21 protein-coding genes are annotated in these 20606 nt (G+C 63.0%); 14 read left to right on the forward strand and 7 right to left on the reverse strand.

What is annotated here, in order from left to right; all coding sequences use genetic code 11:
* Positions 1 to 11: 11 nt before the first annotated feature.
* Positions 12 to 755, reverse strand: coding sequence for a peroxide stress protein YaaA (yaaA, locus tag AOT96_RS23425; RefSeq protein WP_007735009.1), 744 nt, complete (start codon positions 753 to 755; stop codon positions 12 to 14).
* A gap of 55 nt (positions 756 to 810) precedes the next feature.
* Here yaaA and AOT96_RS23430 point away from each other — a divergent pair, with 55 nt between their 5' ends.
* The 5 genes from AOT96_RS23430 (at position 811) to AOT96_RS23450 (ending at position 6554) form a co-directional block, all read left to right on the forward strand.
* Complete coding sequence (locus tag AOT96_RS23430; RefSeq protein ID WP_054188575.1) at positions 811 to 2556, forward strand: proline--tRNA ligase; 1746 nt, start codon at positions 811 to 813, stop codon at positions 2554 to 2556.
* A 79-nt stretch (positions 2557 to 2635) separates the two neighbouring features.
* Positions 2636 to 3307 carry an O-methyltransferase gene (locus tag AOT96_RS23435; protein WP_020969392.1) on the forward strand — a complete coding sequence of 224 codons (672 nt, stop codon included), beginning with the start codon at positions 2636 to 2638 and terminating at the stop codon, positions 3305 to 3307.
* A 22-nt stretch (positions 3308 to 3329) separates the two neighbouring features.
* Entirely contained in the window at positions 3330 to 3989 is a 660-nt protein-coding gene (locus AOT96_RS23440) for a rhomboid-like protein (RefSeq protein WP_021343988.1), read from the forward strand.
* Positions 3990 to 4047: 58 nt separating this feature from the next.
* Entirely contained in the window at positions 4048 to 5778 is a 1731-nt protein-coding gene (locus AOT96_RS23445; RefSeq protein ID WP_007735018.1) for an acyl-CoA dehydrogenase family protein, read from the forward strand.
* Positions 5775 to 6554, forward strand: coding sequence for a nuclear transport factor 2 family protein (locus tag AOT96_RS23450; RefSeq protein WP_030535621.1), 780 nt, complete (start codon positions 5775 to 5777; stop codon positions 6552 to 6554). Before AOT96_RS23445 ends, AOT96_RS23450 begins: the two co-directional genes overlap by 4 nt.
* Positions 6555 to 6629: 75 nt before the next feature.
* Here AOT96_RS23450 and AOT96_RS23455 read toward each other — a convergent pair whose 3' ends face one another.
* Positions 6630 to 7055, reverse strand: coding sequence for a pyridoxamine 5'-phosphate oxidase family protein (locus tag AOT96_RS23455; RefSeq protein ID WP_003942732.1), 426 nt, complete (start codon positions 7053 to 7055; stop codon positions 6630 to 6632).
* Between the two features lie 159 nt (positions 7056 to 7214).
* Between AOT96_RS23455 and AOT96_RS23460 the strand changes: the two genes are divergently transcribed.
* Positions 7215 to 8510, forward strand: a complete 1296-nt coding sequence (locus tag AOT96_RS23460) for an MFS transporter (protein WP_065352923.1) — start codon at positions 7215 to 7217, stop codon at positions 8508 to 8510.
* A gap of 91 nt (positions 8511 to 8601) precedes the next feature.
* Positions 8602 to 9558: a DMT family transporter gene (locus AOT96_RS23465; RefSeq protein WP_007735024.1), complete on the forward strand. Its 957-nt coding sequence runs from the start codon at positions 8602 to 8604 to the stop codon at positions 9556 to 9558.
* On the opposite strand, the gene AOT96_RS23470 is transcribed toward AOT96_RS23465, so the two are convergent.
* The 3 genes from AOT96_RS23470 to AOT96_RS23480 form a co-directional block, all read right to left on the reverse strand.
* Positions 9520 to 10353 (reverse strand): SDR family NAD(P)-dependent oxidoreductase, encoded by an 834-nt coding sequence (locus AOT96_RS23470; protein ID WP_003942723.1) that lies wholly within the window; start codon positions 10351 to 10353, stop codon positions 9520 to 9522. The genes AOT96_RS23465 and AOT96_RS23470 overlap by 39 nt on opposite strands.
* Entirely contained in the window at positions 10350 to 10847 is a 498-nt protein-coding gene (locus tag AOT96_RS23475) for a nuclear transport factor 2 family protein (protein WP_065352394.1), read from the reverse strand. The genes AOT96_RS23470 and AOT96_RS23475 overlap by 4 nt, the downstream gene beginning before the upstream one ends.
* A 93-nt stretch (positions 10848 to 10940) precedes the next feature.
* Complete coding sequence (locus AOT96_RS23480) at positions 10941 to 11576, reverse strand: TetR/AcrR family transcriptional regulator (protein WP_003942694.1); 636 nt, start codon at positions 11574 to 11576, stop codon at positions 10941 to 10943.
* A gap of 83 nt (positions 11577 to 11659) precedes the next feature.
* Here AOT96_RS23480 and AOT96_RS23485 point away from each other — a divergent pair, with 83 nt between their 5' ends.
* Positions 11660 to 13084: an MFS transporter gene (locus AOT96_RS23485; protein WP_065352395.1), complete on the forward strand. Its 1425-nt coding sequence runs from the start codon at positions 11660 to 11662 to the stop codon at positions 13082 to 13084.
* A 53-nt stretch (positions 13085 to 13137) separates the two neighbouring features.
* Here AOT96_RS23485 and AOT96_RS23490 read toward each other — a convergent pair whose 3' ends face one another.
* Both AOT96_RS23490 and AOT96_RS23495 read right to left on the reverse strand, forming a co-directional pair.
* The gene (locus tag AOT96_RS23490; protein WP_003942700.1) at positions 13138 to 13593 is read right to left on the reverse strand and encodes a ferritin-like domain-containing protein; all 456 of its coding nucleotides are present in this window, start codon (positions 13591 to 13593) and stop codon (positions 13138 to 13140) included.
* Entirely contained in the window at positions 13590 to 14039 is a 450-nt protein-coding gene (locus AOT96_RS23495; RefSeq protein WP_065352924.1) for a hypothetical protein, read from the reverse strand. The genes AOT96_RS23490 and AOT96_RS23495 overlap by 4 nt, the downstream gene beginning before the upstream one ends.
* Positions 14040 to 14310: 271 nt before the next feature.
* On the opposite strand from AOT96_RS23495, the gene rimP reads away from it, so the two are divergent.
* From rimP to rbfA, 6 genes are all read left to right on the forward strand, one after another.
* Positions 14311 to 14931, forward strand: coding sequence for a ribosome maturation factor RimP (gene rimP / locus AOT96_RS23500; RefSeq protein WP_030535615.1), 621 nt, complete (start codon positions 14311 to 14313; stop codon positions 14929 to 14931).
* On the forward strand, positions 14928 to 15959 hold the full coding sequence (nusA, locus tag AOT96_RS23505) for a transcription termination factor NusA (protein WP_003942738.1): 1032 nt from the start codon (positions 14928 to 14930) through the stop codon (positions 15957 to 15959). The genes rimP and nusA overlap by 4 nt, the downstream gene beginning before the upstream one ends.
* A gap of 44 nt (positions 15960 to 16003) precedes the next feature.
* The gene (locus AOT96_RS23510) at positions 16004 to 16354 is read left to right on the forward strand and encodes a YlxR family protein (protein ID WP_019748063.1); all 351 of its coding nucleotides are present in this window, start codon (positions 16004 to 16006) and stop codon (positions 16352 to 16354) included.
* 108 nt (positions 16355 to 16462) lie between these two features.
* Positions 16463 to 19408 (forward strand): translation initiation factor IF-2, encoded by a 2946-nt coding sequence (gene infB / locus AOT96_RS23515; protein ID WP_030535614.1) that lies wholly within the window; start codon positions 16463 to 16465, stop codon positions 19406 to 19408.
* A gap of 113 nt (positions 19409 to 19521) precedes the next feature.
* Positions 19522 to 19812, forward strand: coding sequence for a DUF503 domain-containing protein (locus AOT96_RS23520; RefSeq protein WP_030535613.1), 291 nt, complete (start codon positions 19522 to 19524; stop codon positions 19810 to 19812).
* Between the two features lie 310 nt (positions 19813 to 20122).
* A complete protein-coding gene (rbfA, locus tag AOT96_RS23525; protein WP_003942248.1) occupies positions 20123 to 20602 on the forward strand; it encodes a 30S ribosome-binding factor RbfA in 480 nt (159 codons plus the stop codon).
* The last annotated feature ends 4 nt before the right edge of the window (positions 20603 to 20606 follow it).

The following is a 20606-nucleotide window of genomic DNA, read 5'->3' on the forward strand; positions in this document are numbered from 1 at the left end:
AGACGAAGCCATCAATCCGTCAGGATGATCAGTTCACGCTCCGACGCGATTTCCACCCGCAGGCCGGCCTTCGACGCCACCCGCGCGACACCCTTGATATCGGTCGGTTCGGCGCGCGAGACCACCAGCGCACGGGCGAGCAGACCCTTGTGGTGCTTGTTGAAGTGACTGACCACCGTCCGGGTGCCGTCCGGCTTCTCGGTGAGGACCGTTGCGATCAAGGCGTCCGGAACAGGTCCGAGGTCTTGGTAGGTGCCGGATCGTAGATCGATGACAAGGCCGTCGGCTTCGGCGGCCAGGGCCTTCGGCAGCTCCGGCTTCCACAGCGAGCGCAGCGTCCCCATCCCCGGCAGCTTGGACCCGCCAGAGAGGCGGTAGGCGGGGATCAGATCTCCTGCGCGGACAGCACCGAACAGAGCGGAACCAATGGCGATCCGATCGAGCGCCTTCGCCTTCTGGGCGCGGGTGAACGACTTTGCGTCGAGGGCGTCGAAGAGCACGCCGGTGTAGCGCTGCAGTGCGGGCCGCGTCGCGGACACCCACAGCTTGGCGTTGCGTTCCACTTCGTCTGCTTGCGTCGGACCGAGCCCGAGCGCTTCGCACGACGCCTCGACGTCAGCGGCCAGATCGACCAGCGTCTGAACCAGCAATTCGCGCGTTTCGGTCAACTGTGGCATCGACAGTTCGGCCAGATCGAGGGGCGCATCCTTGCCGCCGTCGGACTTGGTTTCTGAGGGAGGCAGCAGTACAAGCACGCTGTAACCGTACCGAGGCCCGCTCGGCCGACTGCGGCGACTATCCTTACACCTCGTGATTACCCGTCTGTCCCACCTGTTCCTGCGTACCCTGCGTGACGATCCCTCGGACGCCGAAGTTGCCAGCCACAAACTGCTGGTTCGTGCCGGCTACGTGCGTCGTATCGCTCCAGGCGTCTACTCGTGGTTGCCGCTGGGATTGCGGGTGCTGCGCGAGGTTGAGCGTGTTGTCCGTGAAGAAATGAATGCAATTGGCGGACAGGAAATCCTGCTGCCTGCGCTGCTCCCGCGCGATCCCTACGAAGCGTCGAACCGCTGGACCGAGTACGGCCCCAACCTGTTCCGCCTCAAGGACCGCAAGGGCAACGACTACATGCTCGGCCCGACCCACGAGGAGCTCTTTGCTCTGACGGTCAAGGGTGAGTACAACTCCTACAAGGACTTCCCGGTCACCCTGTACCAGGTGCAGACCAAGTACCGCGACGAAGAGCGTCCGCGTGCCGGCATTCTGCGCGGCCGCGAGTTCTTGATGAAGGATTCCTACTCCTTCGACCTGACCGACGAAGGCCTGACGGAGTCGTACCAGGCGCATCGCGGCGCCTACGAGAAGATCTTCACGCGTCTGGGCGTCAAGTACGTCATCGTCTCGGCCACCTCCGGTGCGATGGGCGGCAGCGCGTCCGAGGAGTTCCTTGCCGAGAGCGAGATCGGCGAAGACACCTACGTCCGCTGCCTCGAATCCGGCTACGCCGCCAACGTCGAGGCCGTCAAGACTGTTGTTCCCGATTCGATTCCGTTCGACGGGCTGCCCGAAGCCAAGGTGTACGACACCGCGAACACACCCACCATCGACACCCTGGTGGACTGGGCGAACGGCGCTGATCTCGGCCGTACCGTCACCGCCGCCGACACTCTCAAGAACATCATGGTCAAGACCCGCCTGCCCGGCGGCGAGTGGGAACTGCTCGGTATCGGCATCCCCGGCGACCGTGAGGTCGACGAAAAGCGCCTCGAGGCTTCGCTGGAGCCGGCCGAGTTCGTGATGATCACCGAGACCGACTTCAAGAACAACCCGTTCCTGGCCAAGGGTTATATCGGCCCGAAGGCGCTGCAGGCCAACGGCGTTCGCTACCTTGTCGACCCGCGTGTCGTCGACGGCACCAGCTGGATCACCGGCGCCGACGAAGACGGCAAGCACGTGGTCGGCCTCGTTGCCGGTCGGGACTTCACCCCCGACGGAACCATCGAAGCCGCCGAGGTTCGTGACGGCGACGCCTCTCCGGATGGAGCCGGCACGCTGGTCTCGGCTCGCGGTATCGAGATCGGGCACGTCTTCCAGCTCGGCCGTAAGTACACCGACGTCTTCACCGTCGATGTCCTCGCCGAGAACGGCAAGCCCGTCCGCCCGACCATGGGTTCGTACGGCGTCGGCGTCTCGCGTCTGGTGGCCGTCATTGCCGAGCAGCACCATGACGAGAAGGGTCTGCGTTGGCCCGCTGAGGTCTCACCGGCCGACGTTTACCTCGTCATTGCGAACAAGGACGAGACCGCTCGCGAAGGCGCCGAAGGCCTCGCCGCGCAGCTCGACCGCGCGGGACTCGAAGTGATCCTCGACGACCGCAAGGCATCGCCGGGCGTGAAGTTCAAGGACTCCGAGCTGATCGGTGTTCCGCTGATCGTTGTCGTCGGCCGTGGTTGGGCAGACGGCAAGGTCGAGATTCGCGACCGCTTCACCGGCGAGAGCCGTGAGATCGACGCCGACTCGGCGATCGAGGAGATCATCAGCGCAGTTCGCGGCTGATTCGAATAGGCGTCTGGGCCGCCGCAGCCACCTTCCGAGGTGTCTGCGGCGGCCCTTCTTTTCTGCCACAATCGTGGCTATGGAACGCGAACCGGATTGGGCAGAAGTCGACGGTTACCTTGTCTCCACGTTGGTAGGTGAAGATCCGGTTCTCGACGCGGCACTCGCCGCCAACTCCGAGGCCGGTCTTCCGCCCATCGACGTGGCGCCGAACCAGGGCAAGCTCCTCAATCTTCTGGCGCGAATGTGCCTGGCGCGCAATGTTCTCGAGATCGGAACGCTCGGCGGATACAGCACGATCTGGCTCGCTCGCGCGGTCGGCCCCTCGGGCCAGGTCATCACGCTGGAATTCGATCCCACCCATGCGGATGTCGCTCGGGCGAATATCGAGCGCGCCGGCTTGGCTGACCGTGTCGACGTCCGCGTCGGGGCGGCGCTCGACAGCCTCCCGTCGATCGCGAAGGAAGAGTTGGGACCTTTCGACTTGGTCTTCATCGACGCCGACAAGGAGAACAACACCGAGTACGTGCGGTGGGCGTTGGCCCTTTCGCATCCCGGAACCGTCATCATCGTGGACAACGTGGTGCGTGGGGGACATGTGTCCAACCCGGATATCGACGACGAGCGCGTCAAAGCGAGTCGAGCGGTGTTGGAGATGATCGCGGCCGAGCCGAAACTCGACGGCACCGCCATTCAAACCGTGGGTTCGAAGGGATGGGACGGGTTTGCCGTTGCAGTAGTGAACGAGTGAGCGCAGACTCGAAGCGGTGAGGATGCTGGGGGCAGCAAAGGCGGCATGGCGATGGGTGCGCAGTGCTCCCGGTACCTACGTCTGGTTGCTGGCCCTGCTGTTCACCACGCTCTTCCTTCGGCATCTGCCCGACAATGTCGAGGAGCGTTTTCTCGGCAAGCGCTCGACCAATCTGCATCACCTGGCCGAAGACCCGCTACGAGTCCTGTTCTCGAGTGCCTTCTGGCTCGAAGGTGGCGGTTGGTTGGGATACCTGGTTCTCTTCACCATCTTTCATGCAACGGCTGAGCGTTGGCTCGGGACGTGGCGGTGGTTGTGTGTTGTCGTCATCGCCCACGTCGGAGCCACGTACATCAGCGAAGGTGTTCTGTACGAAGGTATTCGGCACGGATACGTGGCGGAGTCGGCGGTCAACACTCTCGACGTGGGTGTGAGCTACGGTCTGGCCGGCATCATGGGGATTCTGGTGTACCGCATCGTCGATCCGTGGCGATACGTCTATCTCGCGGGGCTGTTGCTCTTCTACGGTGTACCTCTGATTTTCGCCACCAATTTCACCGCCATCGGCCATATGTCTGCGTTGTTGCTCGGGTTGGCGTGCTACCCGATCACGCGTGCTCGGGCGGGCACGTGGAATCCGATGGACCTGTGGCATTCGCGAAGAATCGCAGGTCTTCCATGAATCGCACCGCGGAAAGTTACCCGCTGGTAGTTTAGCGTCATCGACGAAAGGTAATGACGTGTCTGGCACCGATGGATTGCTCTTCAACCCCCATACTTACGACCCCGCTCAGTTCGATCCGGAGACCCGCCGTTTGCTGCGAGCCACCATCGAATGGTTCGAGAGCCGCGGTAAGAAGCAACTGCTTCAGGACGACCTCGACGCCGTGTGGGTCTCCGACTTTCTCGAATTCGTCGGCAAGGAGAAGTTGTTCGCGACGTTCCAGACTCCGGCGGCATTCGCCGACGGTGACGAGAACCGTCGTTGGGACGGTGCCCGCAACGCGGCCTTGAGTGAGATCTTCGGTTTTTACGGACTCGCTTACTGGTACGCCTGGCAGGTCACGATCCTCGGACTCGGACCGATCTGGATGAGTGACAACGACGCTGCGAAGAAGCGTGCAGCGCAGGAACTTGCCGACGGTGGTGTCATGGCGTTCGGGCTGTCCGAGCGCGACCACGGCGCCGACGTGTACTCCACCGACATGCTCCTCACTCCCACCGACGGCGACGTCGCCTTCCGCGCGAGCGGCGAGAAGTACTACATCGGAAACGGCAACGTAGCCGGAATGGTGTCTGTGTTCGGGCGTCGTACCGACGTCGAGGGCCCCGAAGGCTACGTGTTCTTTGTCGCCGACAGTGCACATCCGAACTATCAGCTCGTGGACAACGTCCTGCGCGGGCAGATGTATGTCAGCAATTTCCGCCTCGACGATTACCCGGTGCGCGAGGAAGACATTCTGCACACCGGCGTCGCCGCATTCGAGGCCGCGCTCAACACGGTCAACGTCGGAAAGTTCAACCTCTGCACCGGCTCCATCGGCATCACCGAGCATGCGTTCTTCGAGGCAATAACTCACGCGCAGAATCGAATTCTGTACGGCAATCCCGTCACGGATTTTGCCCACGTTCGCGCCGCCTTCGTCGACGCGTACTCACGTCTGATCGCGATGAAGCAGTTCAGTGCGCGGGCGGTCGACTACTTCCGCAGCGCCAGCCTCGAGGACCGTCGCTACCTGCTGTTCAATCCCATGACCAAGGCCAAGGTCACCTCCGAAGGTGAGAAGGTGGTCGGGTTGCTGCACGATGTGATCGCAGCCAAGGGATACGAGAAGTCCACGTACTTCCGCGAGGCAGCGCAGATGATCGGCACGCTGCCCAAGCTCGAGGGCACCGTCCACGTCAACGTCGGCCTGATTCTCAAGTTCTTGCCGAACTATCTGTTCAACTCGGCGCAGTTCCCGGAGATCGTCACGCGCGACGACGCCGCCGACGACGAGTTCTTCTGGAACCAGGGGCCTACCCGCGGCGCTGCGAAGATTCAGTTCCACGAGTGGAAGCCCGTCTACGAGAAGCACTCTTCGATTCCGAACGTCGCCCGTTTTTACGAGCAGGCGATCGCGCTCACCGAATTGCTCACTGCTGCAGCGCCGGACGCGCAGCAGCAGAAGGACCTCGATTTCATGCTCAACGTCGGGCACCTGTTCTCTCTCGTCGTCTACGGTCATCTGATTCTCGAACAGGCCGAGATCAGCGGGCTCGACGCCGACGTTGTCGATCAGATCTTCGACTTCCAGATTCGTGACTTCTCGGGATACGCGATCGCGCTGCACGGAAAGCCGTCGTCGACACCCGAGCAGCAGAAATGGGCCCTGGCCGCGGTGCGGAAGCCTGTTGTCGACAGTGAACGCTTCGACCGGGTGTGGCAGCAGGTCAAGGCGTACGACGGTGCATACGAGATGCGCGCATGACCGCGCCGGTTACGCGCGAGCAGTTGATGGCCGTCGTGGAGGGATCCCCGAAAGCCGTCGGCGCGCATGACCGCTCGACCTGGGTGGCCCTGTTTGCCGGCGACGGACAGGTCAACGACCCTGTAGGTTCACGTCCGCACAACGGTCAGGCGGCGATCGAGAGTTTCTACGACACGTTCATCGCCCCCAATTCGATCACCTTCCATGTCGAGCGCGACATCGTGTGCGGCCGGACGGTGTGGCGCGATCTGAGCCTCGCTACCGAGATGTCGACCGGAGTCGTTCTCGACGTTCCGATGCACTTGCGCTACGACTTGGTGGGGGAGCCCGATTCCTTGCGGATCGGAACCCTCTATGCGCATTGGGAATTGGCGACGATGTTGAGCCAGCTCGCGACTGCTGGTGTGGCGGGGGTGAAGGCGGCCGCGAAGTTGACGCCGCAGTTGCTCTCGAACCAGGGGATCGGCGGGGCGCTCGGGTTCTCGCGCGGCATCTTCGGCGTCGGAGACAAAGGCAAGAAGGCAGCGTCGCGGTTCCTCGATGCGGCCGCTGTCGGCCGAACGCCGCCGGTACCCGTCGAGCTTCCGGCGGGGACGCAGTTGTCCAACGCTGATGTCAACGCTCTGCTCACCGGCGTGACGAAGAGCAAGATGCTGGTTGCCGGTCGCACCGTGACGGCGAGCGTCATCGTGTGCGGGGAACCGGCCATCGCATTATTCGGCTTCGAGGCGAGCGGTCATCGACTCAATCGGGTGCGTTTCTTCACCGAGAGCTGACATAGAGCCCTCCACATGCAGGTCAGGCTCGGCGCGCCACTCCGGCGCGCCGAGCCTTCGCTTTTCTGAGAATTGTCAGATCGCCCCAAGATCCGCAGACAGCCAGTGCTGCGGATTCATGTAGATCGCTACCTGTTCGCCCAACTGCGATCGCGCGAATTCGAGATACCCGTCGACCTTGTCCGGAGCCAGGTAACGCCGCGAGACTTCGACCAGCATCTCGTCGGTGCCCGGAACGATCTTGTCGACGGATCCGCTGACGCTGACGTAACGGATTGTCGGATCGAGCCTTTCGGCCATCAACGAGAAATGCCCGGCCGACTCGATGAGTCGTGCCTTTCGCGAATCCTTGCCCGTGAGGATCCATGGTTTGCCACCGGGTGAGTACAGGTACCAGATCGGGACGGTCAACGGACCGCGCTCGGTGCCGTCCGCCACGGACAGCGCCCCGATGTGGGGTTCGGCCAGGAACTGTTCACGCTCATTTTCGGAGAGTGCCATTCCTCGAGATTACCGCGACGTTTGACATGGCGTTGTGACTCCGTACACAATCGATGTGCTCATTATGAACAGGCGTTCGCAATGCGAACACGTTTCGATCCGAACTACTGGATCCCAACCGGTCGCGAACGCCCACAAGCAGTGAATGTCGAGGATCCGATGACCGCACCGCATACGCAGTCGAGTTCAACCACCGGTTCGCCTGGGGCGCGTGCCGCAATGTGGGTAGCACCGTTGTGTTGGATCGCAGTGCTTCTGGACGGATTCGACCTGGTCGTACTCGGCGCGGTCATTCCTTCGCTTCTCGACTACGACGCGTGGGGTTTGAGTACCGGCACGATCACGATGATCTCGACCTTCGGGCTCATCGGCATGACCATCGGCGCCCTCGTCATCGGCACTCTCACCGACGTCATCGGTCGACGCCGCGCGCTGCTGTACGCCGTTGCCGCATTCTCGATTCTGACTCTGTTGTGCGCAATTGCGCCCAATCCGTTCATCTTCGGGCTGCTGCGCTTCCTTGCCGGTGTGGGGCTGGGTGGCGCCCTACCGACGGCATTGGCTCTGGTCAACGAATTCTCGAAGAAACAAGGCGGTGGATCTGCGTCGACCATGCTGATGACCGGCTACCACGTCGGCGCCGTTGCCACCGCAGCGCTGGCGCTCGTCGTGATCGAACCTTTCGGTTGGCGAGCGATGTTCGTTGTCGGCGCACTTCCTGCCGTCGCCCTGATTCCACTCATGTTGCGGTATCTGCCGGAATCCCCGTCGTACCTTCTCGCTCACGGAAAGCGTGCCGAAGCCGAGGAAATCGCTGCCCGTTACGGAGTCGAACTCGAGATTGCGCCCACGTCCGAAGTTGAGCGCGCCGAAGCCGCCAATCCCGTTCGTGCACTGTTCTCTTCGAAGTTCCTGCGCAACAGCATCGCCATCTGGATCACCAGTTTCATGGGCTTGCTGCTCGTCTACGGATTGAACACATGGCTTCCGACGATCATGCGTGAGGCCGGTTACAACCTCGGGGCGTCGTTGACGTTCCTTCTGATCCTCAATGCCGGCGCCGTCGTCGGGCTGTTGATCGCCGGGGGCGTCGCGAACAAGATCGGCCCGCGGACTGCAGCCATCGTGTGGTTCGCCGGAGCTGCACTGTTCCTGGCGCTTCTGAGTGTGAAGGTGTCGTTCGGAATCTACGTGATGGTCTTCCTCGCCGGATGCTTCGTGTTCAGTGCGCAGGTACTGGTCTACGCCTTCACGAGCGCCAATCACCCACCTCAGATTCGCGCGACCGCGCTCGGATGGTCGGCAGGTGTCGGCCGGGTCGGTGCGATCTGTGGCCCGATCCTGGGCGGAGTCCTCCTGGGTGCGGGTTACGCCGTGCCGTGGGGCTTCTACGCTTTCGCGCTCGTCGGACTGCTCGGAGCAATTTCGATCTCCTGCACACGGGTGCGCATCTGAAATACCAGTTTCGCTGGTTGGCGTGCTACTGCTATCGTAAAACATGAGTATGAAGAGTAGCGCTATCGTCGCGCCGCAGGAACCGCTACCGATGCCATCGTCTCGATCCGGTTTGTGGTGGGGCTTGCTCGGTGTGCTGGCGTTCTCGTTCACCGTTCCGCTCACGAGGGTCGCCGTCGCGGATCTCGACCCCCTGTTCGTCGGTGCGGGCCGCGCTGTCGTTGCCGGGGCCCTTGCGATTGTGATGCTGTCGGTTACTCGCGCGACGCTTCCGACGCTTCGGCAGTGGTTGCGCATCGCACTCGTGACTGTTGGTGCGGTACTGGGGTTTTCACTGTTCACCACGTTTGCGTTGCAGACATCGCCGGCGAGTCACGCGGCAGTCGTGATCGGGCTACTTCCCGCTGCGACCGCGGTATTTGCGGTCGTCCGAGGAAAAGAGCGTCCCAGTAAGGGATTCTGGTGGGCAAGCGCCGCCGGCGCGGTATCGGTCGTAGGGTTCGTGGCGATTGCAAACGGCGGACTCGGCTCGTTTCATCTCGCTGATCTTCTTCTGTTCGCCGCGGTGGTGTGTGCAGCGCTGGCATATTCGGAAGGTGCGTTGCTGGCCCGCGAGATCGGGTCGTGGCAGACGATTGCCTGGGCGTTGATTCTCGGACTGCCGGTCACGATTGCGTTGACGGTGGCGTCCATGGCCCAGGCTCCGGTCTCTGCCGATGTGAATTCGTGGCTTTCGTTTGCCTACCTGGGATGCGTGAGTATGTTTCTCGGGTTCTTTCCTTGGTACCGGGGTCTGGCGATCGGTCCCATTTCCACTGTGAGCCAAACACAGTTGGTTCAACCGGTGCTCAGCATTGCCTGGTCGGCGCTGATACTCGGTGAGACGTTGTCACCCTCGATCGTGGCCGGCGGTGTCGTCGTCATCGGGTGTGCCTGGCTTGCCCTGAAGGCGCGAGTGGCAGCGCCGCGTGCTGTGCCGGCACGCGACGCGACCACTGCTACTGATGAATCAGAAAAGCGGGCCGCCACCGAAGGCACTGCGGTGTGACGCCGGTTGTTTCCCGTTGGCGTCGGTGATTCCGTACTCGACGGCCGTCTCGGCGGTGATCAGTGTGTGACCGCTGCGCGCGTTCACTTCTGGATCGTTGGCCAATGCAGTGATGACTTGGCCGACGAATTCCGGGGTTTCGGCCTCGGCCAGTGAGAAGCCTTCGAAGCTCTCGATCCCACTCGCCTCCATCCGCTCGTTGCGGATCAACCCGAGCCAGAAGGAAAGTGCGGTGACGCCGGTCCCCTTCAATTCGACAGCCATGTCCGCGGCCATCTTGTCCAAACCTGCCTTCGACATCCCGTACAGCACAGAGTGCAGGTACCCGCGGGTGCCGAACGACGAGATGTTGCCGATCACTCCACTGCCCCGGGGAACCATCAACTTCGCCGCTTCCACCGAAGCAACGTAGTGGGCGCGCAGTCCGATTCCGATCAGCGAATCCCAATCGTCGATCGGCCTCTTCCAGAACGGATCGGCGAAGCCTGCATAACCCGCCGGGTTTGCCCAGACGTTGTTGACCAGAAGATCGAGGCGGCCTGACTGTTCCTCGGCGATGCGTGCAAACAGGTCGACGATCTGTTGATCGTCGGCGTGATCGCACTGCACGGCAATGCCGTGACCACCGCGCTCGGTGATCTCGGCTGCGGTGCGATCGAGTGGGCCGTCGTCGCCGACGGTTCCTCGGGCCGTCACGTACACCGTCCATCCGTCGCTTCCCAGCGCGAGGGCAATGCCCTTGCCGACGCTCCGGCTGGCACCGGTTACGAGCGCAACTTTTCCGTTCGTCGTCATCGCGGCCCACCCAACGAACCCTCGGCGATGTCAGCGTCCGGGGAAAGGGGAGTGGTGATCGACCACGTCTCCGTGAAATGGCATTGACTCATTTTCCACATACCGTCCTCGATCACGTACTTGTCGTCGTATTCGCCGGTCATCAACTTCTCGGTGCGCCCGACGGTGTCGATCTGGCGGAACTGCAGAGCCCATCGCCCCACCGCCGACGTCTCCGAGGTCAGTGTGATGTCGGGATGCAATCCGTGATGCATGTCGAGGACCGCGTACCGGCCGTCGACCTTGCGAAGAGCGATCTTCTCGAAGATGTCCGCCATCGGCCCCGCGTCGTCGAAGGCGCCGAGGCGTCCGTAGTCGATCGACGCTCCGGAACGGATGAAGCTGTTGCGGAACCGAACTGGATCCTTGGCGTCACATGCTCGCCAGTAGCCGTGCTTGAGCTTCTTGATTTCCTCGATCTGTTCGAGCGCGTCGAGGCGTTGTGTGAGATCCAACGTCGGTCCTTTTCGTCTGGGTTTCCCGGAGACATGTCGGATCGACTGTAGGGTGTCCTCAGTCACATGTGTGTAGTTTTTCCCAGTGACCGGTCAGGAATCGGTGTCGGTTTCGCTCGAGGATTCGTCGCCGGTGAGCGTGATCGCAGTCGAGTCGCTGAAGACGCTGCCCCAGAGCTCGCCGAGGGCTGGATCTTCTTCGGCGTGTTCGGGCGCCATCATTGCGAGCAGATTGTTGATCAGCATCCCGTTCGCGATGAACAAACGCGCTTGCTCGGGCGTGCAACCGGTGCGCTCGCGCAGCAAGGTGTAGATGCCGGACATGGCGTTCCGGGAGACGGCGGCGACATCATCGGTGCTGGTGGCGAAGCCGTGCAACATGACAAGCAGTAGGTCTCGGTCGAGAACCAGCTCGCCGTAGGCGGATCCGAGTTCGGCCCAGAACTGCGGATTGCTCGGATCGATCGTGACCGTATCCAATTTGTCGTTGAAGGTGCGGACGATTTCGTCGAGCGCGCGCGTGAACACTGCGTGGAACAAATCTGCCTTGGTTCCGAACATGCGCACGACGTAGGGCTGCGAGACACCGGCTTCCTTGGCGACGGCGTCCGTACTGGTCCCCGAGTATCCACCCTTTGCGAATGCTCGCGTTGCCGCGGCAAGGACCAACGCGCGACGTTCCGGTGCGCTCATCCTGCGGGTACGTGGTTCAGCTGCACCGATCGACATGTTGACACGTTATCACCGGATAGCTTAGTTTCGACTTAAGTAATCATCCGATGCCTTAAGGCACCTTCACTCGAGGAATCACGATGACCGTTTTGACGAAGTCCGGATCGGACGCCGCATCCGGGTCGGAAAGCAGTGGAGGACGTAAGGTTCCGATCGCGATAGCGATGGTTGCTGCCTCTCTGCCCATGTTCATGGCCACCCTCGACAACCTCGTGATGACGAGCGCGCTGCCGGTGATCGAGAAGGAGCTGAATGCGTCCGTCGGGCAACTTCAGTGGTTCATGAATGCGTACACGCTCTGCTTTGCGACGCTGATGCTTTCGGCGACGACGCTCGGCGATCGGTGGGGGCGCCGCAAGATGTTCGTGTTTGGGATCGGGCTGTTCACGGCGGCGTCGATTGCTTCGGCGTTGTCGACGACACCAAGCCTGCTCATCGCGGCCCGAGCCTTTCAGGGCGCCGGCGCTGCCGCGATCATGCCGCTCTCACTCACTCTCCTCGTGGCAGCGGTACCGGAAGCCAAGCGTGCCATGGCAATCGGCGTGTGGGGTGGCGTCTCCGGCCTGGGGATCGCGATGGGTCCCGTGGTCGGTGGAGCGGTAGTCGACGGGTTCTCGTGGCAGGGGATCTTCTGGATCAACGTGCCGGTTGCGATCGTCGCTGTTCCTCTCGCGTTGTATGCGTTGCGTGAATCGACCGGTCGCACACAGCCTCTCGACCTTCCCGGTGTCGCACTCGCCGGACTCGGTGTGTTCCTGGCGGTGTGGGGGATCGTTCACGGCAACGACGAGGGCTGGGGGTCGCTTGGAGTAGTTGCGTCGTTGGTCGGTTCCGCAGTCGCGTTGGCACTGTTCGTGCTTCGCGAGATGAAGAACTCGCATCCGGTCATGCCCCTACGTCTGTTCCGCTCACGCAGCTTCTCGATGGCGAACGTCATCGGCTTGACCTTCTCGATCGGAATCTTCGGGGCGGTGTTCCTGCTGTCGCAGTACCTCCAGATCGTGATGGGCTACAGCCCGTTCCAAGCAGGCCTGCGGACGCTTCCGTGGACGGCAGCGCCGATGATCTTCGCGCCTCTCGCCGGTTTTCTGGCGCCGAAGGTCGGGCTCCGTTCGCTTCTGCTGACCGGTCTGTTGCTCCAGGCCGGAGCATTGTTCTGGTTGGCAGCGTTGATCGGTCCCGACGTGACGTACGGGTCGCTGGTTCCGGCTCTACTGATGGCGGGAATCGGCATGGGCCTGACCTTCGCGCCGAGCTCGACGGCGGTACTCGTCGACATGGACGAGCCTGATCACGGAACGGCCAGTTCGACCAACTCGACGCTTCGTGAGATCGGTGTTGCACTGGGAATCGCGGTTCTCACTGCAGTCTTCCTTGCCGCCGGCGGTGCCCTCACGCCACTCGGTTACGGAGATGCGCTGACACCTGCACTGCGCGTCGGCGGTTGCTTCGTATTGGTTGCGGTTGTCGCGGCGTGGTTCGTGCCCTCGCATCGCAAGGCCTGAGCACTGCTGTGCGCCTTTATTAACCGCCGGGGGTTAATAAAGGCGCACAGCAGTTACGAAGTCGGGTCCCCCGGGAACGCTGAGGTGGCCGGAGCGGTTCCCAGCGCGGACCGCCATCCGGCGCCGCGGATTGCCGCATCGGTCAGGCCGTCGATTCCGAACGTGCGGAGTTGGTCGGTATCGACCTGTTCGACGAATGCCCGGTAGGTCACGGCGGTGTCGGATTCGATCTGTGCTGCCAGCTGTGCCGCGGTAACGGCGTCCGTCACCGGAAACGGGATCTCGTACGCTGCCGCGGCTGTCGGCGGGGTCACGCCCGCGTCGGTCGACAGGGCAACCAGCGCATCACGTCGCGCGCGGTGCGCTGCTGTGTGCGTGGCAACCTCGTTGACACGGGCAGGATTCGAAAACGCGGCAACCACTCCGTAAGCGAAGATCGCGGCATTCTCTGATTCGATTGCGGTCAGCAAGGCAGAACTCTCGGATCGACGGGTGTGCGAAGTGATCACTGAAGCAACACCGCAACCTGAGTCGAGCACGACGCGCTGATCGAACCGAGCAGGCCCGCGCGATAGCCGGACATCGTCCGAGCGAGATCCGCGGCACTGCGCGCCGAATCGGCCAGCGAGGTACTCAAGGTTTCGACGCCCGTAGGAGCGTTTGCGACCGAGGTCGACGGGGGCGCTGTGGTCGTAGCGGCGCCGCTGCCCGCTGCTCGCGCAATCTCGGCGTCGAGTTCGAGTGCGTGCGCTGTGCGTTCGGCGCTGATCGTGGTCAGTGATGCCGACTTGTCCGGTGCGAGTGCGATGGCGGCGGTTGCGGCTGCCGCGTCGGAGCGGGCTCGATCGGCCTGGGCCGTCAGCTGGTCGACTTCTGCAGCCGCCTCCGCTGTGCCGTTGTCGGTGCAGGCGGACAACGAGAAGGCAGCAGCGCCCAACGCTGCTGTTCCCGTCATCTTGAGCGCACTCCGCCGGGAGAGTGGGGTAGTAGTCATGGGCGTCAGCACCAGTCCATCGTGCCAGGTGGTCGGCCGATCGTTCGAATCCGCGGCACGTGTTCAAGTGTGACGTGCGTCGGGCACTCTGGTCACGGAGACGTGCAATGAGCGGTACTCTTGGATGCTTGCAGCATGTGGCACCTGGTGTCTTTTCATGCTCGCAGCCGCCCACGTCGACAGTCGACACAAGTCGGACAATCGACGACAACTGAAATGAGGAGTTCGCGAGATGCCGGTGCCATCCAGGGAGAGGGTGATCGAGCTGATCTCCGAACTCGTGCACGCCCAGGGTTATGACGTCGAAGACGTTGTCGTGACCAGTGCGGGCAAGCACAGCGCGGTGCGCATCATGGTCGACAGCGATGCCGGGATCGAGCTCGATGCCGCCGCGGAGATCAGCAGACTCGTTTCGGAACTTTTCGACACCCTCGAGGAAATCGGTGAAACGCCGTACACCCTCGAGGTGACCTCCCCGGGAATTGACCGCCCACTGACGCTCGATCGTCACTGGCGTCGGGCTCGCGGACGTAAAGCGCGAATCGATCTGGCCGGCGAGACCGTGGTGGGCCGAATCGGAACGATGAACGACGATTCCGTGGCAGTTGTCATCGGTGGCCGTGGCGGACTGACCGTGCGCGAGATTGCACTGGGCGACGTTCAAAAGGCTGTAGTTCAGGTGGAGTTCTCGAAGCCCAGTGAGGCGGAGTTGGAACTCGCGGGCGGCATCCCGGAGGGGCGCGCAGTTCCTTCGGATGCGGTTGACCTCACCGAGGACTCGGGCGTGGACAGTGTCGAAGACGACGAAGCAGAATTAGAAGACGTAGAAAACGAAGAAGGGTTCGACAAGTGAATATCGACATTGCAGCGTTGCGAGCGATCGAAGCCGAAAAAGGTGTCTCGATCGAAACTGTGATCGCCACGATCCAGACCGCGCTGCTGACGGCGTACCGCCACACCGAGGGGCACAAGCAGAACGCTCGGATCGATGTCAACATCAAGACCGGTTCGGTGCGAGTGATGGCGCACGACACCGATGCCGACGGCAACATGATCGGTGAGGAGTGGGACGACACTCCCGAGGGATTCGGACGCATCGCGGCGACCACCGCACGCCAGGTCATCCTGCAGCGTCTGCGCGACGCCGAGCACGAGCGCAGTTTCGGTGAGTTCTCGACCCATGAGGGTGAAATCGTCGGTGGTGTCATTCAGCGTGACACGCGTGCGAATTCCCGCGGAATGGTCGTCGTCCGAATCGGCAGCGAATCCAACGGCGCCGAGGGATTGTTGCCGCCTGCAGAACAGGTTCCCGGCGAGAACTACGAGCACGGTGAGCGCATCAAGTGCTACGTCGTCGGAGTTGCTCGCGGAGCCCGCGGCCCACAGATCACCCTCTCGCGGACCCACCCGAACCTGGTTCGCAAGTTGTTCGCACTCGAGGTTCCAGAGATCGCGGACGGCAGCGTCGAGATCATCAACGTCGCGCGCGAAGCGGGACATCGTTCCAAGATCGCCGTTGCCTCACGTGTGCAGGGGCTCAACGCAAAGGGTGCATGCATCGGCCCGATGGGTCAGCGCGTCCGCAACGTCATGAGCGAACTCGCGGGGGAGAAGATCGACATCATCGACTTCGACGAAGATCCCGCGACGTTTGTGGGCAACGCACTTTCCCCGTCGAAAGTGGTCTCCGTCACTGTCGTCGATCCCGAGGCTCGTGCGGCCCGTGTCATCGTGCCCGATTTCCAGCTTTCGTTGGCCATCGGAAAAGAGGGTCAAAATGCCCGCCTGGCTGCGCGGTTGACGGGTTGGCGTATCGACATTCGTAGCGATGCGGCACCCGTTGGCGACGCGTCCGACCGGCCCGCCACGTCCAACGGATAACGGTGGAATGCAGTGATCGAGACGGTTCGGCGGTAGAGTGGACAATGGTTCGACGTGAGTCCTCGGATTCTGCGCGCGTGAAACCCGGTTCGCCGGTCAGAACGTGTGTGGGATGCAGGGAACAAGGGTCGGCTGTCGATCTGTTGAGGGTCGTGGTTGGTGAGCAGGGGCCGGAGGGTTCCCCGCTCGTCCCCGACGTATCGCGAAGACTCCCCGGTCGAGGTGCATGGCTGCACCTGGATCCGAGTTGTCTGAGCCTGGCAGAGCGGCGCCGAGCATTCAGCAGAGCACTGCGAGTGTCCGGAAATCTGGACACGTCCGCTGTCGACCAGCTGGTCGACGCAGTTCACACAAAAGCAGTACCTCTCGAGAAGAACAGGCACAAGCACTCATGAGCACACCGTGAAGCACCAACGATGAACGTCCATCGGCGATAACCCGAGGTCGTGCGGGACCCACATCTGTGGGATGCCTCCTGCTCGACCTCATCAGTGAGGAGAGCAGTGGCAGGCAAGGCCCGCGTGCACGAGTTGGCTAAAGAACTCGGTGTCACCAGCAAGGAACTACTCGCAACGCTCAAGGAGCAAGGCGAGTTCGTGAAGTCTGCGTCATCCACAGTGGAGGCGCCCGTCGCCCGTCGTCTGCGGGAGTCATTCCCGTCGGCAGGCGGAGCAGAAACCAAGTCCGAGACCGGCGCAGCAGCTCCGGCGGCTCGCCCCGCGGCAAAGCCCGGCGCACCGTCGCCGTCGGCTGCAAAGCCTGGCGCACCGCGTCCCGGCCCCAAGCCGGCCGCACCCGCACCGGCTGCTCCCGCAGCTCCGGCCCCGGCAGCCCCCGCGGCTCCCGCAGCCGCTGCTCCGGCAGCACCGTCAGCGCCGGTCCCCACCCCGACGTTCAACGCTCCGAAACCAGCACAGCCGGCACGTCCGGCTCCGGCTGCTCCCGCAGCGTCGGCACCGGCAGCCCCCGCGGCTCCGGCCGCACCGTCCACCGGCGCAAAGCCCGGCGGACCGCGTCCGGGACCGAAGGCACCTCGCGTCGGTAACAACCCGTACTCCTCGGCACCCGCCGAGCGTCCGGCACCTCGTCCGGCTCCCGGCGCACCGCGTCCGGGCGCAGGTCAGGGCGGTTCTCGTCCGGCTCCGGGTCAGGGCGGTCCCCGTCCGGCTCCCGGTCAGGGTGGACCTCGTCCGGCTCCGGGTCAGGGCGGTCCCCGTCCGGCTCCCGGCCAGGGTGGACCCCGTCCGCCTGCAGGTCAGGGCGGACCCCGTCCCAGCCCCGGCTCCATGCCTCCTCGCCCGAACCCGGGTGCAATGCCTGCTCGTTCCGCTCGTCCCGCGCCCGGTGGCGGCGGACGTCCGGGTCGTCCCGGTGGCGCTCCCGGTGGTCGTCCGGGTGGCGGCGGCGGTGGATACCGCGGTGGCGGCGCTCCCGGCGCCGGTGCTGGTGCAGGTGCTCCCGGTGGAGCAGCTCCGGCCGGTGGATTCCGCGGTCGTCCCGGCGGCGGTGGCCGTCCCGGTCAGCGCGGCGCAGCGGCAGGTGCATTCGGTCGTCCCGGCGGAGCAGTTCGCCGTGGACGTAAGTCGAAGCGGGCGAAGCGCGCCGAGTACGAAAGCATGCAGGCTCCCGCAGTCGGCGGCGTCAGGCTGCCACGCGGCAACGGCGAGACCATCCGTCTCGCTCGCGGCGCATCTCTGTCGGACTTCGCGGACAAGATCGACGCGAACCCCGCAGCACTCGTGCAGGCGTTGTTCAACCTCGGTGAGATGGTCACGGCAACTCAGTCGGTCAACGACGAGACGCTGGAGCTGCTCGGCGGCGAAATGAACTACGTCGTGCAGGTCGTCAGCCCGGAGGACGAGGATCGCGAGCTGCTCGACAGCTTCGACCTCACCTACGGCGAGGACGCCGGCGGAGAAGAGGACCTCGAGTCCCGTCCGCCTGTGGTCACCGTCATGGGCCACGTCGACCACGGTAAGACCCGTCTGCTCGACGTGATCCGTAAGGCGAATGTCCGTGAGGGCGAAGCCGGCGGCATCACGCAGCACATCGGTGCCTACCAGGTGCTGACCGAGCTCGAGGGCAACGAGCGTCTCGTGACGTTCATCGACACCCCCGGTCACGAGGCCTTCACGGCCATGCGTGCTCGTGGTGCCAAGGCCACCGACCTCGCGATCCTTGTTGTCGCAGCCGACGACGGCGTCATGCCGCAGACGGTGGAAGCGATCAACCACGCCCAGGCGGCCGACGTGCCGATCGTGGTCGCGGTGAACAAGATCGACAAGGAAGGCGCGAACCCGGACAAGATCCGGCAGCAGCTCACCGAGTACGGACTGGTGGCCGAGGAGTACGGCGGAGACACCATGTTCGTCGACATCTCGGCGAAGCAGGGTCTCAACATCGACGCACTGCTCGAAGCAGTGCTGTTGACGGCCGACGCTTCCCTGGATCTGCGCGCCAACCCGGACATGGACGCTCAGGGTGTTGCCATCGAGGCGCACCTCGACCGTGGCCGCGGCCCCGTCGCTACCGTGCTCATTCAGCGCGGAACGCTGCGGGTCGGCGACTCGATCGTTGCCGGCGATGCTTACGGCCGCGTCCGCCGCATGGTGGACGAGCACGGTCAGGACGTCCACGAGGCACTGCCTTCACGTCCGGTCCAGGTCATCGGCTTCACGTCGGTCCCCGGTGCAGGCGACAACCTGCTCGTGGTCGACGAGGACCGTATCGCTCGTCAGATCGCGGACCGTCGCAACGCACGTAAGCGCAACGCGCTTGCAGCGAAGAGTCGTAAGCGCATCAGCCTCGACGATCTCGATGCAGCTCTGAAGGAACATTCACAGCTGAACTTGATCCTCAAGGGTGACAACTCGGGAACCGTGGAGGCCCTCGAAGAGGCTCTCCTCGGAATTCCGATCGACGACGAGGTGCAGTTGCGCGTCATCGACCGCGGTGTCGGTGGCATCACGGAGACCAACGTCAACCTGGCTGCTGCGTCCAACGCGATCATCATCGGCTTCAACGTCCGCGCCGAAGGCAAGGCAACGGAGCTGGCGAACCGCGAGGGCGTCGACATTCGCTACTACTCGGTGATCTACCAGGCCATCGACGAGGTCGAAAAGGCACTCAAGGGTCTGCTCAAGCCGGTGTACGAAGAGGTCGAGCTGGGCAAGGCAGAGATCCGCGCCATGTTCCGTTCGTCCAAGATCGGCAACATTGCCGGTTGCTTGGTCACGTCGGGCAGCATCCGTCGCAACGCCAAGGCACGTCTCATCCGCGACAGCAAGGTCATCGCCGAGACGGTCACCATCTCCTCGCTCAAGCGGGAGAAGGAAGACGCTACCGAGGTTCGCGAAGGCTACGAATGTGGTTTGACCGTAACCTATTCCGATATCAAGATCGGTGACGTTCTCGAGTGCTACGAGCTTCGCGAGAAGCCGCGCGACTGATTATGTCGACACGGGCGTTGGGGCGGACGCACGTGAGTACTAGCTGACATGGACTCTCTCGGACTTGAACATACAAGTCCGAGAGAGTCCATTCGGCTCTGTATAGGGGGAAAATGTTTGTAGGGGCACTGGAGTTCGACATCCTTTTCGGCGATGTCCACTCACTCAAGGAAAAGCGTTCGATGCTGTCGCCGATCCTGGCGGAACTCCGTCGATTCGGTGTGAGTGCAGCGGAGGCGGGGGAGCAGGGACGCCTGCGTCGTGCGCTCGTGGGCGTCGGTGTGGTCAGTTCGTCCGTCGATCACCTGCACGACGTTCTCGATCATTGTGAGCGGGCGGTCGCCGACCGTCCGGAGATTCAGTTGCTGGCTGTGCGAAGGCGAATTTTCGGCCCGGAAGACTGAGCGTCACCGATCTGTGTCGCTTAGCCACTCTTCCAGACGCCGTAACGAATCGAGTTCGTCGGCAAGGGATTCGGTGGCTTCGGGTCCAACTGTGGCGGTGTTTGTGCTCACGCTCGACACATGCGACAACTGTGGAGTTCGACGACGGCCCTGGCGGCGGTGGCTCGTGGTCGAAGACCTCTACCGATGGTGATTTGGTTGCCGGGTAGCCGATGGACGAGACTGTTGTCGGTAATAATTCTTGTTAACCAGAACTTTGATCGATCGAGTCACCTCGATTCGAGTGGCCAGGTAGAGGAGACTGACAGTCATGGTAGATCCAGCCCGGGCACGCAAGTTGGCAAAGCGTATCGGAACCATCGTCGCGACCGCGATCGATCACGAGATCAAGGATCCGCGACTCGCATTCGTGACCATCACGGACACCAAGGTCACCAACGATCTGCACGACGCGACGGTGTACTACACAGTCATGGGCGAGAAGGTCGATTCCGCACCCGATGTGGAAGCCGCCGCCGCAGGTCTCGAGAAGGCCAAGGGTGTTCTGCGCTCGAAGGTCGGTGCCGGAACCGGAGTTCGCTTCACACCGACTCTGACGTTTGTCGCCGATACCGTTCCCGACACCGCGCGTCATATGGAAGAACTGCTGGCCCGTGCCAAGGCCGCCGACGACGAGGTCGCCAAGGCGCGTGAGAATGCACAGCCGGCCGGAGATGCAGATCCGTACAAGGAGCCGCGAGTGGCTTCGGACGAAGACGAGGCGTCGCCAGATGTTCGTGAAGCCGACTGACGCG

Origin of the sequence: Rhodococcus sp. 008 (genome assembly GCF_001682295.1) — a bacterium.
In the GTDB taxonomy this organism is placed as follows: Bacteria; Actinomycetota; Actinomycetes; order Mycobacteriales; family Mycobacteriaceae; genus Rhodococcus_F; species Rhodococcus_F qingshengii.

What these genes read in the sequence shown, in the direction of transcription:
- AOT96_RS23435 (WP_020969392.1), top strand. Translation starts at nt 2,636, where the DNA reads ATGGAACGCGAACCGGATTGGGCAGAAGTCGACGGTTACCTTGTCTCC.
- AOT96_RS23440 (WP_021343988.1), top strand. Translation starts at nt 3,330, where the DNA reads ATGCTGGGGGCAGCAAAGGCGGCATGGCGATGGGTGCGCAGTGCTCCC.
- AOT96_RS23450 (WP_030535621.1), top strand. Translation starts at nt 5,775, where the DNA reads ATGACCGCGCCGGTTACGCGCGAGCAGTTGATGGCCGTCGTGGAGGGA.
- AOT96_RS23455 (WP_003942732.1), bottom strand. Translation starts at nt 7,055, where the DNA reads ATGGCACTCTCCGAAAATGAGCGTGAACAGTTCCTGGCCGAACCCCAC.
- AOT96_RS23460 (WP_065352923.1), top strand. Translation starts at nt 7,215, where the DNA reads ATGACCGCACCGCATACGCAGTCGAGTTCAACCACCGGTTCGCCTGGG.
- AOT96_RS23465 (WP_007735024.1), top strand. Translation starts at nt 8,602, where the DNA reads ATGCCATCGTCTCGATCCGGTTTGTGGTGGGGCTTGCTCGGTGTGCTG.
- AOT96_RS23470 (WP_003942723.1), bottom strand. Translation starts at nt 10,353, where the DNA reads ATGACGACGAACGGAAAAGTTGCGCTCGTAACCGGTGCCAGCCGGAGC.
- AOT96_RS23480 (WP_003942694.1), bottom strand. Translation starts at nt 11,576, where the DNA reads ATGTCGATCGGTGCAGCTGAACCACGTACCCGCAGGATGAGCGCACCG.
- AOT96_RS23485 (WP_065352395.1), top strand. Translation starts at nt 11,660, where the DNA reads ATGACCGTTTTGACGAAGTCCGGATCGGACGCCGCATCCGGGTCGGAA.
- AOT96_RS23495 (WP_065352924.1), bottom strand. Translation starts at nt 14,039, where the DNA reads ATGACGGGAACAGCAGCGTTGGGCGCTGCTGCCTTCTCGTTGTCCGCC.
- rimP (WP_030535615.1), top strand. Translation starts at nt 14,311, where the DNA reads ATGCCGGTGCCATCCAGGGAGAGGGTGATCGAGCTGATCTCCGAACTC.
- AOT96_RS23510 (WP_019748063.1), top strand. Translation starts at nt 16,004, where the DNA reads ATGGTTCGACGTGAGTCCTCGGATTCTGCGCGCGTGAAACCCGGTTCG.
- AOT96_RS23520 (WP_030535613.1), top strand. Translation starts at nt 19,522, where the DNA reads ATGTTTGTAGGGGCACTGGAGTTCGACATCCTTTTCGGCGATGTCCAC.
- rbfA (WP_003942248.1), top strand. Translation starts at nt 20,123, where the DNA reads ATGGTAGATCCAGCCCGGGCACGCAAGTTGGCAAAGCGTATCGGAACC.